The organism is Serratia sp. Res13-Sevr-LER1-36-b (assembly GCF_015673035.1).
Classification (GTDB): domain Bacteria; phylum Pseudomonadota; class Gammaproteobacteria; order Enterobacterales; family Enterobacteriaceae; genus Chania; species Chania fonticola_C.
Window position 1 is genome coordinate 1 of record NZ_JADACK010000008.1, and the last position, 16332, is coordinate 16332.

8 protein-coding genes are annotated in these 16332 nt (G+C 57.6%); all 8 read right to left on the minus strand.

The genetic code is table 11. The features are described from left to right. Positions 1-287 precede the first annotated feature (287 nt). Complete coding sequence (locus tag IMQ33_RS06635; RefSeq protein ID WP_065684896.1) at positions 288-1784, minus strand: pitrilysin family protein; 1497 nt, start codon at positions 1782-1784, stop codon at positions 288-290. A gap of 319 nt (positions 1785-2103) precedes the next feature. Beyond that, complete coding sequence (locus tag IMQ33_RS06640; protein ID WP_065684897.1) at positions 2104-3396, minus strand: dicarboxylate/amino acid:cation symporter; 1293 nt, start codon at positions 3394-3396, stop codon at positions 2104-2106. A 316-nt stretch (positions 3397-3712) separates the two neighbouring features. Beyond that, the gene (gene hmsP / locus IMQ33_RS06645; protein WP_196061580.1) at positions 3713-5725 is read right to left on the minus strand and encodes a biofilm formation regulator HmsP; all 2013 of its coding nucleotides are present in this window, start codon (positions 5723-5725) and stop codon (positions 3713-3715) included. A 320-nt stretch (positions 5726-6045) separates the two neighbouring features. Beyond that, the gene (gene bcsC / locus IMQ33_RS06650; RefSeq protein WP_196061581.1) at positions 6046-9519 is read right to left on the minus strand and encodes a cellulose synthase complex outer membrane protein BcsC; all 3474 of its coding nucleotides are present in this window, start codon (positions 9517-9519) and stop codon (positions 6046-6048) included. Further along, positions 9501-10613, minus strand: a complete 1113-nt coding sequence (bcsZ, locus tag IMQ33_RS06655; protein ID WP_196061593.1) for a cellulose synthase complex periplasmic endoglucanase BcsZ — start codon at positions 10611-10613, stop codon at positions 9501-9503. The genes bcsC and bcsZ overlap by 19 nt, the downstream gene beginning before the upstream one ends. 8 nt (positions 10614-10621) lie before the next feature. Continuing rightward, positions 10622-12931 carry a cellulose biosynthesis cyclic di-GMP-binding regulatory protein BcsB gene (gene bcsB / locus IMQ33_RS06660; RefSeq protein ID WP_196061582.1) on the minus strand — a complete coding sequence of 770 codons (2310 nt, stop codon included), beginning with the start codon at positions 12929-12931 and terminating at the stop codon, positions 10622-10624. A 61-nt stretch (positions 12932-12992) separates the two neighbouring features. After that, on the minus strand, positions 12993-15596 hold the full coding sequence (gene bcsA / locus IMQ33_RS06665; protein WP_065684901.1) for a UDP-forming cellulose synthase catalytic subunit: 2604 nt from the start codon (positions 15594-15596) through the stop codon (positions 12993-12995). After that, positions 15593-16330, minus strand: a complete 738-nt coding sequence (bcsQ, locus tag IMQ33_RS06670; RefSeq protein WP_196061583.1) for a cellulose biosynthesis protein BcsQ — start codon at positions 16328-16330, stop codon at positions 15593-15595. The genes bcsA and bcsQ overlap by 4 nt, the downstream gene beginning before the upstream one ends. Positions 16331-16332: the final 2 nt, after the last annotated feature.

The window sequence follows — 16332 nt, forward strand, 5'->3', positions numbered from 1 at the left end:
AGCTATCAGCTAAAGAAAATTACCTGACCACAGCACATGACCACAGCCCGGACCAGTTCCCTCTCCCCATGGGAGAGGGGACCGATCGAGCTAACTATCAGCTAAAGAAAATTACCTGACCACAGTACCAAATCAGGTCACTTTTATGTGGGGAACAGAACGATCACGGCACCTCACCACCAAGTCTGGCCCCTTTTACGTAGGGAACAGATCTACCACAGTACATGACCACAGCACCGGACCAGCTCCCTCTCCCTGTGGGAGAGGGTTGGGGTGAGGGGCAATGATTACTGTGCGCTGGCTTCCGGTGCTGCGGTAGCCGCGTCCGCCGGTTTTGGCTCTTCGCTCACCACGGCCGGTGCTGGTGCCATGATGCCGTTATAGGTTTCCTGTAGCTGCTTCATATTCATCTCCGGCTCCCCCTTCGGCTGTAACAGCACCAAGGTGGCATCCTGCGACAGTTGCAGCTTCAGTTCCTGATTCAGCGATTCCAGCGTCAGCGACGACAAGAAGGCCTGACGCAGCTTCTGGTATTGCTCCGGAGCGATATCCACCACGCCACTTTGCTGTGAACGCAGACGCTGGCTCATCAGCACGTCGGTGTCGGTGCGGGCATAGGTGGCAAACAGTTTGCTCAACTGATCGGTTTTCTGTGCCAGCAAGGCATTGAACTCATCCTGAGACAGGCCGTTGTTACGCACATTAGCCAATTCGCGGGCAATAAACGCCAGGCCGCTGTTCAGATTATCATTCGGTGAATTCAGATGGATTGCACACTGGGCGCGTTGATACTGCACCCGGCAGTCAAAGCCCAGCTTGATGTTTTTCTGCTCGCTCTTTTGCAGTACCTGCTGAATATGCCAGAACAGGGCTTCACGGGCCATATCACTACGCCAGTAACGACTCAGGCTTTGCGAATCGCGAATCGGATGCCATGGCGTATCCCACATGATCGACAGCGTATCCTGCTTAACCTGATCGCTGATCAGGCTGACAGGCTGCGGTGGCAGTGGGGTCAGAGTTGGCATGGTTGCCGGCGCTTCGCGCTTGCCTTGGAGAGGCGAGAACGCCTTGTTGATCTGCTCACTCAGGCTACGGCTATCAACTTTACCTACGACATACAACGTCATAACGTCCGGGGTATACCACTGCTGGTAAAATTTCTGCAGTTGCTCGATATTGACCGGCCGTTTGACCGGTTGGCCCGGATCGTGTGCCAGCAACGTTGAGCCTTTCAGGCGATAACGCCACCAGCTGTCTTTAGGATCCGGCGGGAAGATACCGATAGGATCCATATTGGCATTCATCACCGCTTCTACCGTTGGCTCATCAATAGCCAGCTTACCCGTGGTATCCGCCAGCCAGGCCAGCGCCTCTTTCAACAGATCGGGACGGTTATTGGGCAGGCTCAGATTGTAGATGGTGAAATCATAAGAGCTGATGGCTGGCGGCAATGGCCGTTCACTGTCCACGCTCTGTTGCCACAGCGACTGTAGCTGCGGCTGGGTAAAACTCTCGCTGCGCGTAATCGCAATACGCGGCAGCAGATGGGCAAAACCGATCTGCTGGGCAGACTCCACCAGCGATCCGGTATTGACCATCAGCCTTAATTCAACGCGATCGCTCGGGCGCTGTGGTGTATCAAGGATCTGCCAAGAAAAACCGTTACTCAGCTGCCCCTGCTGCCAGGCAGGATCAGGTTGTAGCGCTTCAGCGTGCACGCTGCCGTTGGCCGCAACCAACAGCAGCCCACCCACTAAAAGACGAATTCTGGTGCCCTGCATGTGAACCCCTACTTAATGACTAGCCAATTTTTTATGCAAATACGGATATTCCGTTCATTGGAATATAAGGCATCGTCTCGCCGCGATGTTGACGAGTACGGCCTGAACTGTGCGTGGCACAGCAACGATCACACCCTGAGTTTCACCGTAGGGCGGAAAGCGCAAAGTGTACCATTCTGTTAGACCGCGCGCCTTGGCGGATGTCACTCATCACAGTGAAAAATAATAGCTGTAGGGTGTTATGGAGAAAAAATGAACAAGAAGCAAGGGGAAATGACATCGGCTGCCATGGCAGCCGATGTTGAAGATAGGAATAAACTTAGGCAGAAGGCAGCTTTTTGTTGGTAGCAACCTTATCTGTTCTGTTATTCAACACGTCTTGCAGCTGCTTCTCATCCAGTTGGTTACACCATTTGGCCACCACTACCGTCGCCACACCGTTACCGACCAGGTTGGTCAAGGCGCGGGCTTCAGACATAAAGCGGTCGATACCGAGGATCAGCGCCAGACCGGCCAGCGGTAAATGCCCTACTGCCGAAATTGTCGCTGCCAGTACGATAAAGCCACTGCCTGTAACCCCTGCTGCCCCTTTCGAGGAGAGCAGCAACACCACCAACAAGGTCACCTGATGCATGATGTCCATATGGGTGTTGGTAGCCTGGGCGATAAACACCGCCGCCATCGTCAGATAGATCGAAGTGCCATCAAGGTTGAACGAGTAGCCTGTCGGGATCACCAGGCCTACCACCGATTTCTTGCACCCCAGATTTTCCATTTTATCGAGCATGCGTGGCAGCACCGATTCGGAAGACGAGGTACCCAGTACGATCAGCAGTTCTTCTTTGATATAGCGAATAAATTTGAAGATATTGAAGCCGTTGTAACGGGCAATCGAGCCCAGCACCACCACCACAAACAGCACACAGGTGACATAGAAGCAGACAATCAGCTGGCCCAGTTGCAACAGGGTGCCCACACCGTATTTACCGATAGTGAACGCCATGGCACCAAAGGCCCCCAGCGGCGCCAGGCGCATGATCATATTGATGATGCCGAAAATGACGCGGGAGAAGCTGTCGATAACGTTAAAGATCACCTGGCCTTTCTCACCCAGGCGATGCAGAGCAAAACCGAACAGCACCGCAAACAGAAGCACCTGCAAGATGTTGCCGCTGGCAAAGGCACCTACCACGCTACCCGGGATAATATCCAACAGGAAAGGCACAATGCCCTGCTGCGAAGCCTGCTCGGCATAGACTGCTACCGCTTTGGCATCCAACGTTCCTGCATCAACGTTCATCCCGGCACCGGGTTGCACCACGTTAACGATCACCAGGCCGATCAGCAACGCAATGGTGCTGACGATTTCAAAGTACAGCAGGGCAATCGCCCCGGTACGGCCCACGGCCTTCATGCTCTCCATGCCCGCAATGCCGGTCACCACGGTACAGAAGATCACCGGAGCGATAATCATTTTGATTAATTTAACAAATCCATCGCCCAGGGGTTTCATCTGGGCACCGAGTTCAGGGTAGAAATGGCCAAGCAGGATCCCCAGCGTAATCGCTGTTAACACCTGAAAATAGAGGCTCTTAAATATAGTTGTTTTCATTAGCACATCCTTTGGGGGGAGACAACGCGGCAGGCGGGCAATCACTCGTCCGTCCTGTTTATCGCTTGCGCGGAAAATAACACCCCCATAACAACATGGAAATAACTTGTTGGAGGGATCCAGGCCTATTGGTGTGAATTTAAGAGCTGAAACGCGTCAGTCAGTGTACAAGTTCCAGCGTTACGGACGCTTTTCTTTGCATTAACTCAGAATAGGTAGCAGTAGAAACTAGTTTTTGACTGGGGAAATAAAGCGGCTGCTCCCACCTGAAAAGTACCAGGAGGGAGGATAAAAACTCAGCGTCAGGTCAACCAGGTCACGCTTTGGCAACGGAGGCAAACTGCGCTTCAAACTCCTTGCGGGGCAAGGGCTTGGCAAACAGGAAGCCCTGGCCAGTGCGAATGCCGTGCTGTAACAGCCAGTCTCGCTGCGCCGCGGTTTCCACCCCTTCCGCCATTACCGGCAGATGGAGCACCTCGGAAATCGAGCTGACGATCCGCACCATAGCATCGTCCTCCGGCAGGCCGTCAATAAAGCTTTTGTCGATTTTAATCAGATCAATTGGCAGGGATTTCAGACGATTGAGGTAATTCAGGCTGGCATAGCCCATGCCAAAGTCATCCAAGGCGATCGACACGCCTAAATCATGTAATTCCCGTAGCAGTTCCAGCGCCCCATCAAGGTCGTGGATACGCACCGTCTCGGTGATTTCCAGCAGCAGCTTATGCGGGTCGATCTGGTGCTCGTCCAGCAGCCGTTTCAACTGAGGCACAAAGTCTTTATGCTGCAGTTGGATCGGCGAAATATTTACCGCCAACGGCAACGTGATGCCCTGGGATTGCCACGCGGCCAGAATACGGCATGACTCTTCCAGCACCCAGTTACCCAAGGGCACGATCACGTCCAACTCCTCCGCCAGCGGGATCACATCCGCCGGGAGAATAATCTGCCCGTCGGGCAGTTGCCAACGCAGCAGGGCTTCCGCACCAGTCACCTGATTGGTTTGCATATCCCACTGCGGTTGCAGGAACAACGCAAACTGACGTTGCTCAATGGCCAGCAGGATCTCGCTTTCCTGCGTCAGACGCTTTTGGGTTTTTTCGGTCAGGCAAGGCTCGAAGAACAGGATCTGATTTTTACCCTCACGATGTGCCGACATCATGGCCGAGGTGGCACTGCGCAGCAGTTGCTCCGCGCTTTCCCCAGAATTGGGATAATGGGCAATGCCGATACTGGCGCTTGGCCGCAGCGGCATTTTCTGTTGCAAGTTAAGCGGCGCATTGATGGCTGCCATCACTCTTCTGGCCAACTGCATGGCGTGAATGGGCTGCTCAATATTTTTCGCCAGGATGGCAAACTCGGCATTGCTCAGCTGTGCCAGCACGCAGTCCACACCGATAACCTGACGCAGCTTTTTCGCCAGCGTCAGCAACAGCGCTTCACGCATGGATGGGTTCAGCGCGCCGGAGGCTTCATGCAGGGTTTCGATCCCCACTACCAACAGATTAAAGCGCGGTGGCCGCATACTGGCAGCAATATGCTGTTCAAGCAGCGCGGCAAACAGCACCGGATTGGGTAATTCGGTCATCGAGTTATGGGTACTCAGGCGGCTCATGGCGGTATGCGCCTTGGCCAGCGTTTGCTGGTTGCGGTTGTAATTGCGCACCAGCAAGCCTAATTCATCGTCCTGATGTTGAGCAGGCAACATCAGTTGGTGGTAAGGGAGATCTTCCTGAGGGACATTTTCCAGTTCACGCGCCATGGCTCGCAATGGATAAACCAGCAGCCGGTTCATACACCAGCTAACGGCGATCGACAGGATCAGCGCCAACAGCAGATAGGTCGACAGCATGGTCGATAGCGTGCTGAGGATAAACTGATACATGCGGTACGAATCGGCCTGTAACACCAGATAGGCCAGCGGCTGAGGATTGGCAGGCACCCGCTCAAGCGAATAGAGCGGCACCGAAATCTGTACCGGCAGCTCAAAGATACGCGCCACTAGCGCAGGGACCGGGCGTTCCGGCGGGAAATTGGCATGCAGCGCCTGAAACTCGTTAGGCAGGACAATATCCGCTCGGGTGAGGATCCCCACCGGCTGCAGAGAGTTGAGCACGCGTTTGGTTTCCGGCACATCCATGCGCAGCACGGCTTCTGCCAGAGGCTGACGCACGGCCTGGGCCACATTCTCCAACTGCTGGGCATAGTCATCTCTGCGCTGCTGCACAAAGTGGAATAGCTGGATCACGATGAAGATACAGATCGTCACCAGTGCCACACCAGACACTGCCGCCATCTGCTTAATCGTTAATGAACGCCTGACCCGCAAAAACCTGCACTCCTAGATTAATCAATGACGCCCCTCACCCTAACCCTCTCCCACAGGGAGAAGGGATTGAATGCTCTAAAAACCTAACTCTTGTGCCTGACCGCAGCTCCGTATCAGTTCCTGCAAGGAGGGGCAGGGGTAAGGGGAAATATTGCTTGCTGGATAAGCGGCTTGAGTATACTCGATTGCCTCACGTGTTTACCTTACCAACCGCTTGGTGGCAGCAGGAAAAGCGCGGGTTTCGGTATTATCCTAGCCGGAATAGCCACAGGGTAGCAAAACTACCCTGTGGGCGACACCACGAATCGACCAATTTCACGTTACTTGAAGTCGGCGTACGGCGTCAGTGGCTGCGGTGGCAGATCGAGATCGCCCTGCCAACCGGCGAGCGAGTAACGCAGATAAATCAACGCATGGCTCGGGGTATAGTCTTTAGCCTGTTGAATATCGATGCCGGCCCCCAGCGTCCAATGGGAACTGAGGCGGCGTTCGATCAGGGCTCGCAGCGTATAGCCCACGCCGGAGGAGGAGCCACCGCTTTCCACCGCGTCCCTGTCTGGCAGGGAATCTGGGATCAGCCCTTGCAGGGGATAGCGTTTTTCATCGTTGGTTTTCGAGTGCGAGATCGACACCGAGCCCCCCACTTCCCACGACCAGTTTTCCGTGCGCTGGCGATAGTTCACCGGCACCGCCAGCGAAACATATTGCTGCGGGCTGTAATAACCCCCCTGCCCAAGGGAGTAACCGCTCAAGTCTTTCTGATAGTGCCAGAGCATGGTGCTCAACCCAACGGTGGCGCGGCGGTTATCTTCGTTTATCACCTTATAGTAATAACCGGCCATCAAGCGCTGGCGCTGGTTATCCTCGACATTCTGGCCGGTAAGCTGATGAGCACTGAGATCGGCCCACACGCCGTTGGCTTCACCGCGATCGTAGCTGGCGCTCAGATTGATACCGGTGGCACGCACGCCGCCCCAGGTAGTGCCGGTGTTCGGATCTCGCGTCCCGCCGAAGGCCAACAGCGAGCTGGTAATCGGCCGCCGCGAGGCGCCTAGCGTCCAACCGATATGGTTCCAGTCACCGCTATAGGCCACGCCGCCGACCCAGTCCACCACTTCAAATCCCATCGGGGTAGTGCCGATATCGGTTTGCCAATGGTCGTTAGCCCAACCGGCCGCCACGCTGGTGCCGGTGGTTTTTTGCCGTTCGTCACCGCGGCAACCCTGCGTGTTACAGGTGCCAAAGGTTTCGAAGTACTTGCCGTTATTATCGGTCGAGAAACTGCCCGCGTTCAGTTGGACGGTGTCGGTACGCAGGAACGCCCGGCCGTCATACAGCGGCATATCCACCTGCAACATGGTGTCATGCGCCTGATAATCCGAGATGCCACCGGTGCCGCTCGAACGCCAGTAGTCGTGATCGAGCGTGACCCTGACGTCCTGTTGGCGATAAAGATCGGCGGCATCGGAGCGGATGCCGCGTTTTAGCCAGTCATCCGTCGCGTTATTGCGGGTCAGACGGGTATAACCTTCATTATCCTCGGGCACCGTTGGCGCAATGCCGCTGGCCACCATCGCCTGACGATAATCCTGCTGCGCCGTTTGCGGTTGCAACTGCTTTTGCTCCAGCCTGGCGGCATCACGGTACACCAAGGCTTTGGCCTGCCCCGGCGGCTCCTGTTGGGCAGCCACTTTTAACTGCTTGAAGATATCGGTCGCTTTTTGCGGTTCGCCCACTGCCGTCCAGGCATTGGCAACACGGCGCTGGCCATTGATCGACTCATCCGCTTGCGCTGGTGCCGTTTGCAGCCGTTGGCGGGCCTCGCTCAGCTGACCTTGCGCCACATAGGCTTCAATCTCCCCCAAACGCGCATCCGGATTATTCGGTTCACGCGCACGCACCCGCTGATAATCCGCCAGCGCCTCGTCATACTCTCCCCGCTCCAGCGCCCAATCTGCCAAGGTCAGGTCGATGCGTGTTGCCGGGGGCTGCTGGCGCAGATAGGCGATTGCTGCGGGTTCATCACCGGCAGTTCGGAGCCGTTCGGCATGATCGAGCGTGGCCTGCATCTGCAAGCGCTGGACCATCTCACGCATCCCGTCGTTCCACTGCGCTTTGGGCAATGCATTCAACTGGGCCAACGCCTGGTTGTCACGATCGCTACCAGCCAGGTACAGCGCATAGGCGTAAACCAGCTGCGGATCGCCTGACTTCTTCGCGGCCAGTTGACGCATCAGCACGTCGGCCTGCTGCGGTTGCCCGGCCTGACGCAGCGTTTGCGCATAGTGGTAGGTCAGCCAGACGTCATCAGGATCCTTCTGGTGCGCCTGCCGGTACTTTTCCGCCGCCTCTGGCCACTGTTGGCGCTGGGCCAGTTCGTCGCCCTGCTGTTTGAGCATATCCAGTTGCAACCCGTTGAGAGTGCTGTGCAGCTTGGTCTGCTGCCCACGAGGCAGGCTATTGAGATAGGCCAGCGCCTTTTGTGGCGACTGCCGCTGGTAGATATTCACCAAACCCCGCACCGCGCTACCGCTGCCCGGATCCAGGCGCAGAGCCTGCTGATAGTAGCGCTCGGCAGCAGCATCATCTTTACGGGCTACGGCAACATCGCCCAGGCCGATCAACGCATCGCTGTCGCCGTTATCAATCTGCCGCGCCTGCTGGTATTTTTGCTGAGCCAACGGCAGGTTATTAGCCTTTAACGCTTTGTCGCCCGCCTCGATCGCTAGCCAGTAGCGGGTGGTTTTGATCAGGCTCTGCCATTTGCTGCTGTCGTAGTTATCCTTGTCCGCCTTCTGCGCCTGTTGGAACAGGCTCAAGGCCTGCTGCCGGTTACCGGCGCGGGAATAGGCCAGGCCAAGCGCACCAAGCACTTCGGCATCATTGGGCGCACTCGATAGCGCTTTTTTCAGTTCCGGGATTGCCGCACGGCTGCCGCCTTTATTCACCTGCGCCAGCCCGGTCATGCGCGCGCGATAGGCAGGATCGGCCAACAGGGTCCGCTGGCGGGCCAGTTCCTGCTGTGCGCCAAGCGCCTGCTCACCGCTTTCAAACACGCCGAGGAAACGGTTCAACGCCGCCACGCTCTGCGGGCTGACCGGCAACGCTTTGACCTGTTCCAACCACAAATCCGCCGCAGAACCGCGGCCTGCGGGATCGGCCGCCACTTGCTGTAACAGCTCATAGGCCTGAGCGTCGCGATCCTGGCTGAACAGCATCCGCGCCAGCGCCATGCGCAGCGTGATGTTGCCGGGATATTGCCGATCCAGCGCCTGTAGTTGCTGTGTCGCGGCTAATTCCTGGCCGGGTAGCCTGGCCACCAGACGCCAATACTCCACCGCCAGATCGAGCGTTGGCAGATTGCCGTGGAACAGCTCGTCGTACTGAGCTTTGGCCTCCGGCAAGCGCCCTGCGGCCGCCATCAGGCGAGCCTGTTGCAGCTTCTGGCGGGTTTCCGGCTGGGTCAGCAGCATATTCATTTCTGCCTGGCGGAACACCGGCGATTGCGGTGCCACCCCCTTCAGCTTATCCAGCTGTTGCTGCGCCAAGACCTGATTTCCCTGCCGCAGCGCCAGGCGCATACGCGCCGCTATCACGTCGGGGTTATTCGGATCCATCAGCTCAAGGCGATAAAGCGATTGACGTACCAGCTCATCTTTGTTGCTGGCTTCACCGATGCGCACCTGCTCCAGCAGCCATTGCTCCGGGGCAACGCTCTCGGCACTCTGCGCCTGCGGCAACAGAGCCAGGCTTAAAGGAAACAGGCTTAGCCAGCCTAGTGTGAAGTTGCGCATAGGCTACTCCAGGCAGGTTGAAGTTCACCCTGACGATTGAAACGATAGCGTTGTTGATCCCATCCCTGGCCGAACAGCAGCAAAGAGGCGCTGAAATAGGCCTCATTACCCAAGGGGTTATCCTGAATACGTTGGCGTTGCACCGCCAGGGCATCGGGTTGTGCAGCCAGCAGCGGCAACAGCGCGGCGGAGAAACCTACCGGGCCAGTACCGTTGGTTTTCCCGCTGGCGGTATCGACCTTCTCCGGCACAGCGCCAAGCTGGGCGGTGAGGCGCATCATCGGTTGAAACTGCTTCACCAGCGCCGCTTTATGGGGATCGTCGTCCGCCAACATCCCAACCCAGAGATAGACGCGAATGGCGTCATAGCTGCCGATATTGGGTTTGACGGGATCGGGCTGCCAACCTTTGCCCAATTGCCACTCGGCCCAGTCTGGTGAAAACCCTTGCGGAGCCGTTTCCAGCAGCATCCGCTGGCTGGTTTTCTGCATCGCTCGCCACGGCCCGTTCAATTGGGCAAAGCGGGCCAGCAACTGCGGTGGTAAATAGCTGGGGTTCAAGCGCCAGCGATCCTCGGCCACAAAACCCATCTTGCCCGGCAGCAGCATCAGACCCAAACCGGGGATATTCGCCACCTCTTCACGACCAATCCGTTGCAACAACAGCGTGCCCAATGTTTGATAGCGGCGGCTTTGCCACAGCCGCCCCGCCTCCAGCAGGTTATACGCGATCCATAGATCCGCATCGGCAGCCGAGTTGCTGTCCAGCACCTTCCAGGCCTTGGCATCGTCCTGCCCCCACAGCCAGGCGGGCAGATGTGCGCTCAGGTCGCCAGAGGCGAGATTGTTCTCCGTCCACGCCAACAGCTTATCGAAGGCAGGCCGATCGTTGGCCACCAGCGCGAAGAACATCCCATAGCTCTGGCCTTCGGACGTGGTGATGCGCTTCGGGCTGCTGGGATCGATCACCCGCCCTTCATCGCTGAGATAAAACTGTTGGTACTGCTGCCAGGCTGGCCAATCACAGCTTGCTGCCGTGCTGAACGCACACAGCAGCATCAGGCCAGGCAGCAGGCGGCGCAGACAGATCTCCATCATGGCGATTAATCCCGATCTTCCGGTGACAGACGACGACGGCTAAAGGCCTTCAGACCACGCCGCAGCAACAGGGCCGCCATCACCACCACCAGCGCGGCTATCGCGCCCAGCAACAGCGGATGCGTCGACAACGCATACCAGATACGTTCCCACCATGGCAGATGGCCGACGTAATAAACATCCCCCACGCGCAAGCTATCGACGCCGGACTCACGGATCACGGCCACCGAACCAAACATCGCCGCACGCTTGCCGCTGTCTAGCTGCGCATTATTCAACAGTTCATAACCCCGTGGGCTGTCTGCCAGCAGGGCTACAATGCTGCGCTGATCGTGGAACGGGGATTGCACACCGACAACCGCCGCCATCGCCCCTTCCGAGCTGATGGTGGTTTTGCTGTCTGGCGTAGCGTCATCCTGCTGCACATCCATACTCGGCAGCGGCAGTTGGCGCATCGGCATTTTCACCCAGCTCAGCGTCGCCTCTACCAGCAGGTTGATTTTCTTGTCATCACGCAGCTCCGGCGGAATGGTGCCGATCAGCAGGATATCGGCGTCTTTTTCCTTGGCCTGTGACCAGTCATCGGACAGCGAGAAAGCCAGCGCCGGATAGCCGGTTTGCGCCCCCATGTTACCCATGGCGTTGAGCAAGGCGCTCACCTGGGCGGGCTGCGGCTGTTTGTTCACCAGCACCAGCGTTTGCGACAGATCCGCCAGACGGCTGAAAGGGAAACCGGCATTGGCGAAGGAACGCAGGTCGGGCATGGTGATAAAGTGACGATAGCCGGAGAAATCGATGGTGGAGTTGCCGTCGATCACCGCATGGTTCGGCACCAAGGAATAGGTTTCGCAACGCCCTTCGGCACCGCTGGCCAGCAGCGTGGTGTAATCGAAGTCAAAGCGCAGCTGGTTGGTCGCCCCCAACTTCAGCACCGGAATATTGACCGCCTTGTCGGAATCGAGCAATCCCTGAGCCAGCGGCAAACGCAACAGCTGTGCGCCCTTCTCATGCTCTGGCACCAGGGCATAGGACTGCACAAACTGATTGTTCAGGCTGATGCTCAGGCGAGAACCATCCTCAATACGCGGGGAGGTGTAGCGGTATTTCAGCTGCATATCGATACCGTTGCTGTGGATCAGGAACAGATCCGGCGGCAGGTTCATCGACAGCGAGATAGGCCCAGGTTCGACGCCGTCAGTCTGCAACTGCTGGGCATATTGCTGCAGTTCGCTGAACTTCATTGCCCGATCGGTACGCACCCAGTTTGGTGCATCGTATGGCTGGCGAACGGCCAACTGCTCAACCTTATCCACGCTCACATTCTGGCCACGGAACAGGATATTACCCTGCGCGATGCCCTTCACCGCCGTGATCAGGTCGTTATCATCACGGCCCTGTACTAACAACAGCTTCACATAGGGGTTATCCGGGTGGCTGATCATCTCCACCGTCGGCCCGTTGACCGCCGGATAATCCTTCAGGAAGTCCGGGCGCTGTTTATTGGTGGCAAACACGATGGCGTGCTGGCTTGGCAATCGGTTAAACAGCGTCGGGAAGGACTGACCGCGCCACTGCGCCTGGGTGCCGAACCAGGAGGCCAAGATCCCCGCTGCACGCTGCTGTGCAAGATCGGGTTGGCCGGCAAACACCATCGGCAGCGTTAATGGCCGATCGTCTCGGCTGTCAAAGAAGGGTTCCGGGAAGTGGGAAAGCTCATTTTTCACCGGCAGTGTCTGGTAACGCAGGTTCAGCGAACTGGATTTGCTGACGTCCAGCCACAGCGTGCTGTTGGCCGGGTTCTCACAGATGTTCTGGTAATGACCGACAAACACCAGACGAATGCGATTAAAATCGGTGATATAGCGCGGATCGATCGGCAACTGGACACGATTAGGCTTACCCAACTGTTCCTTGGTAATGGTGGTGACGCCCATCAACTCATCGTTGAGGTAGATCTTGACGTGCGACTCCACCGGGATCAGCGACGGTGAAGGGGTAAACTCCAGGTCCAGCAGCGCCTGCGAAACCACTTCGTCACTGCGCACGCTAAACTCAATCTGGCCTTCTGGGCGGGTGCCACGCAGGATAAAGGTGCCAGGCGGTGGTGCCACCTCGGTAAACGGCAGTTTTACATCCCGCACCGGCGCCTCGGGTGCTTGCGGCACCGCCACTCCCATTGGTACGGTGACCGGAGCTTCGGCCACGGTGCTCACAGGCGGGGTCACGCCAGCCGCTGGAGTGGGGGCCGTTTCCGCCTGAGATAAGCTACTGATGCCTAAGGCCAGTGCGGTAAACCAGTTTATTTTTCTCGTCATCGTATCATCATCTTTTGGGCCAGTTCACAGGGCATGCGAACGGGCGGTTGCGACATACAGCCTATGCCACCGTCTCTGTGGCCGTTGGAGCGCGGCCTCTTCCTACGCCATGCGGAATAAATGACAGGATCCAGGTGGCCAGCGAGGTCAGGCCGACCAGGATCTTGCGCATCGTTGGAGGCGCATAGTCCGCCATGCGCCGGTAGCCGTGAAAACCTAGCATCAGTACGTCCCGCAGGCTGTCCACCGGCCGGTCTTCCGGGAATGCGTCTTGCCACAGTGCCCAGGTATCGGCCCGGGCAAAGGTGCATTGAATAAATTCGATATGTTGGCGGGTCGAGAGTTCGACCAAGCGGACACCCACCGAGCGGCCATGGGATCGCGTCACCACGCAAGGGAAGCTGAACTCCTGCTGGCCACGTTTAAGCAGCAGCGCAATCTGGTCATGCTCTTGCAACTGATCCGGCACGCGCATTTCGATACCCACACCACCGTCGGAGTAATCACGCAACGTACAGGGGAACAGATGTCCGTCAGCCCGGGCTACCGCCGCAGGCATGGCGATCTCCACGCGATGCGACTGCCGTACTTGCCTGGCCTCCACCGCTACGGCCACCGCTCCACCGAGGATGGTCATGTTGTAGATCACCCAAATCAGGCTGATAACCACCGTCATCATCTCGTCCGCCGGGCCGTAGAAAAAGCGCCACACGCCAAAACCCAGGCCTGCCAGATTGAGTGTCACCAACAGCAGGTAAGGCCGGGTGATCACCCAATCAACGTGCTCTTGCGTAACCAACCCACCTTTGGCGGTGACGTTGAACTTGCCTTTATGCGGGTTGAACAAGGCCACGGTCGTTGGCCGGGCGATATACCAGGCCAGCACGGTTTCGTAGATTTCACTCCAGAAGGAGTGGCGGTATTTGCCCTGAATACGTGAGTTGGTCAGGCTGGCGTGGATCATGTGGGGCAGCACATACAGCGCAATTGCCAAGGCTGGCGCGAAGATGATGTAAGCATGCATCAACAAAAACGCCAGCGGCGCGGTCAGGAAGATCAGGCGCGGAATACCGGACAGGAAGTGCAGCATGGCGTTGGCATAGCACAGGCGCTGGGCAAACTTCAGCCCTTTACCCAGTAACGGGTTATCCAACCGGAAGATCTGCACCATGCCACGCGCCCAACGAATACGCTGGCCGATATGGGCAGACAGGCTTTCCGTTGCCAGCCCGGCGGCCTGCGGAATACGGATATAGGCAGAGGTGTGGCCAAGGCGGTGCAGACGCAGCGAGGTATGGGCATCTTCGGTCACCGTTTCCACCGCGATACCGCCGATCTCATCTAATGCCGTACGGCGCAAGATGGCGCAGGAGCCGCAGAAGAAGGTGGCATCCCACATATCATTACCGTCTTGTACCAGCCCGTAGAACAAGGTGCCTTCGTTCGGCGTCTGGCGAAAACGCCCCAGGTTGCGCTCAAACGGATCGGGCGAGAAGAAGTGGTGCGGCGTTTGCAGCATCGCCAGCTTCTTGTCTTTAAAGAACCAGCCCATGGTCAGCTGCAGGAAAGAACGCGTGGGGACGTGATCGCAGTCGAAGATAGCAACAAAATCACCGCTAGCGTGCTTGAGCGCATTGTTGATATTGCCCGCTTTGGCGTGTTCATGGGTCGGCCGGGCGATGTATTTCACCCCGACCTCTGCGGCAAAGGCTTTAAACTCTGGCCGGTTACCGTCGTCGAGAATATAGATATTGATTTTATCTTTCGGCCAATCGATGCCCAGCGCCGCATAGATGGTGGGCTTCACCACGCCCAGATCTTCGTTGTAGGTCGGCACCAGCAGATCGACGGTCGGCCAGGTGCTGCTGTCGGCAGGCATCGGCACCGGCTGGCGATTCAACGGCCACACGGTTTGGAAGTAGCCCAGCACCAGCACTACCCAGGCATAGGTTTCCGCCGCCAGCAACAGCAGGCCGCAGGTCAGGCTGAGCGGATCGTCCCAGTTCAGCGTTGAGGTATAGCGCCACCATAGATAACGGCAGGAAACGGTCAGCGACAGCACAATCAGCATCAGGCTGGGTAACCGGCCCGGGATACGCCGCACCACCATGGCAATACACCACAGCAGCAGCACAAAAATAAACTGGGCGGGCAGTTCAAAGGGCTGGGAAATACACAGCAGAGCCAGCAGCCCAGCCAATAGGCCAGCAATGATAAACAGCACCTGCCGTACCCGGTGATTCATCCGGTTGAGGCGCTGTACCGTACGCTCCTCCATACCGGCACCCTGCAAGCGCTGTGGCAAGCTTTGCAACCAGTTGGCGTAACGCAGTTGCAAACGGTGCCAACCGGCAAAGTAATGGCGCCCCATCGGGGCCGGGCCACTGTGGGTCACCAGCAACCAAAAACCCTGCAACAAATAACGCAACGCGTCTGCCGGGCGTGGGCGATGGGGGGAAATATGGGGGAACCAATAGCTTTGGCCTGCCTGCACCTTTTGCCAGCCAGGGGACTCAAACCGCAGCAACAGCCAGCCAATGGCCACCATCAGGGTCGTGAGACCAGCGGTAAATGCCGGGGCCCCCGCGTGCCGATAAGCGCGGTAGCGTTGTTGCACCGCCCGGTGAACAGGAGGCACCAGCAGCAGGCTCAATACCCTGCTCATACCTCGGCGTCCTGCAGGTTGAGCAGACACCAGTTGGCCAGCGTCAGCACTTCGTCGGCCGCCAGGCTTTCCGGCCGATACTCTCCCAGCGGCTGCTTGACCGCCATCGCTTCCGCCAGCGCTTCATCACGATGGACCACCAGTGGCAACAGACCTGCTAGCGTTTGTAGCCACAGCTGATGCAGATCTTGCTGCAACGGGCTGGCCGAGGAATAGTGATTAATCAGCAAGTGGCACCCCGTAGGCAATGGCTGCTGATGCAGGCGCGCATGGCAGTTGGCATCGGGCCCGAGCAACAGGAAAACCTGGTCGGCCAGCGCCAGTTGCTGTTCAATCTCGGGACCGTCACCCGCCGGGATATCCAGCAGGATCCAGCGATACTGCCCTGAAGCACGTAACTGAGCCAGAAAATCATGCCAACGTTGTGGGGTATCACTTTGTTGCTGCCGTACTTTTTCCCGTTCGGCGGCGCTTAACCGGCCAAACGGCAGAAAATCGAGCTTTTTGCCGTAACGCATTGCCCCATGCGACCAACCGGTGCCATCCAGCTCTGCACGAGCCCAGCCCCGGTTCAGTTCGAAGGGCATATTAAAGTGTAATCGCAGCAGGTTGTCCGGTGACAGGTCAATTGCCAGTACCGACTCGCCCAGTTGCTGTAACGCCCAGGCTAACGCCGCAGTGATTGACGTGGTGCCAATACCGCCCCGAATCCCTTGCAGTGCAATGACCGGCATGG

What these genes read in the sequence shown, in the direction of transcription:
- IMQ33_RS06635 (WP_065684896.1), bottom strand. Translation starts at nt 1,784, where the DNA reads ATGCAGGGCACCAGAATTCGTCTTTTAGTGGGTGGGCTGCTGTTGGTT.
- IMQ33_RS06640 (WP_065684897.1), bottom strand. Translation starts at nt 3,396, where the DNA reads ATGAAAACAACTATATTTAAGAGCCTCTATTTTCAGGTGTTAACAGCG.
- bcsC (WP_196061581.1), bottom strand. Translation starts at nt 9,519, where the DNA reads ATGCGCAACTTCACACTAGGCTGGCTAAGCCTGTTTCCTTTAAGCCTG.
- bcsZ (WP_196061593.1), bottom strand. Translation starts at nt 10,613, where the DNA reads ATGGAGATCTGTCTGCGCCGCCTGCTGCCTGGCCTGATGCTGCTGTGT.
- bcsB (WP_196061582.1), bottom strand. Translation starts at nt 12,931, where the DNA reads ATGACGAGAAAAATAAACTGGTTTACCGCACTGGCCTTAGGCATCAGT.
- bcsA (WP_065684901.1), bottom strand. Translation starts at nt 15,596, where the DNA reads ATGAGCAGGGTATTGAGCCTGCTGCTGGTGCCTCCTGTTCACCGGGCG.
- bcsQ (WP_196061583.1), bottom strand. Translation starts at nt 16,330, where the DNA reads ATGCCGGTCATTGCACTGCAAGGGATTCGGGGCGGTATTGGCACCACG.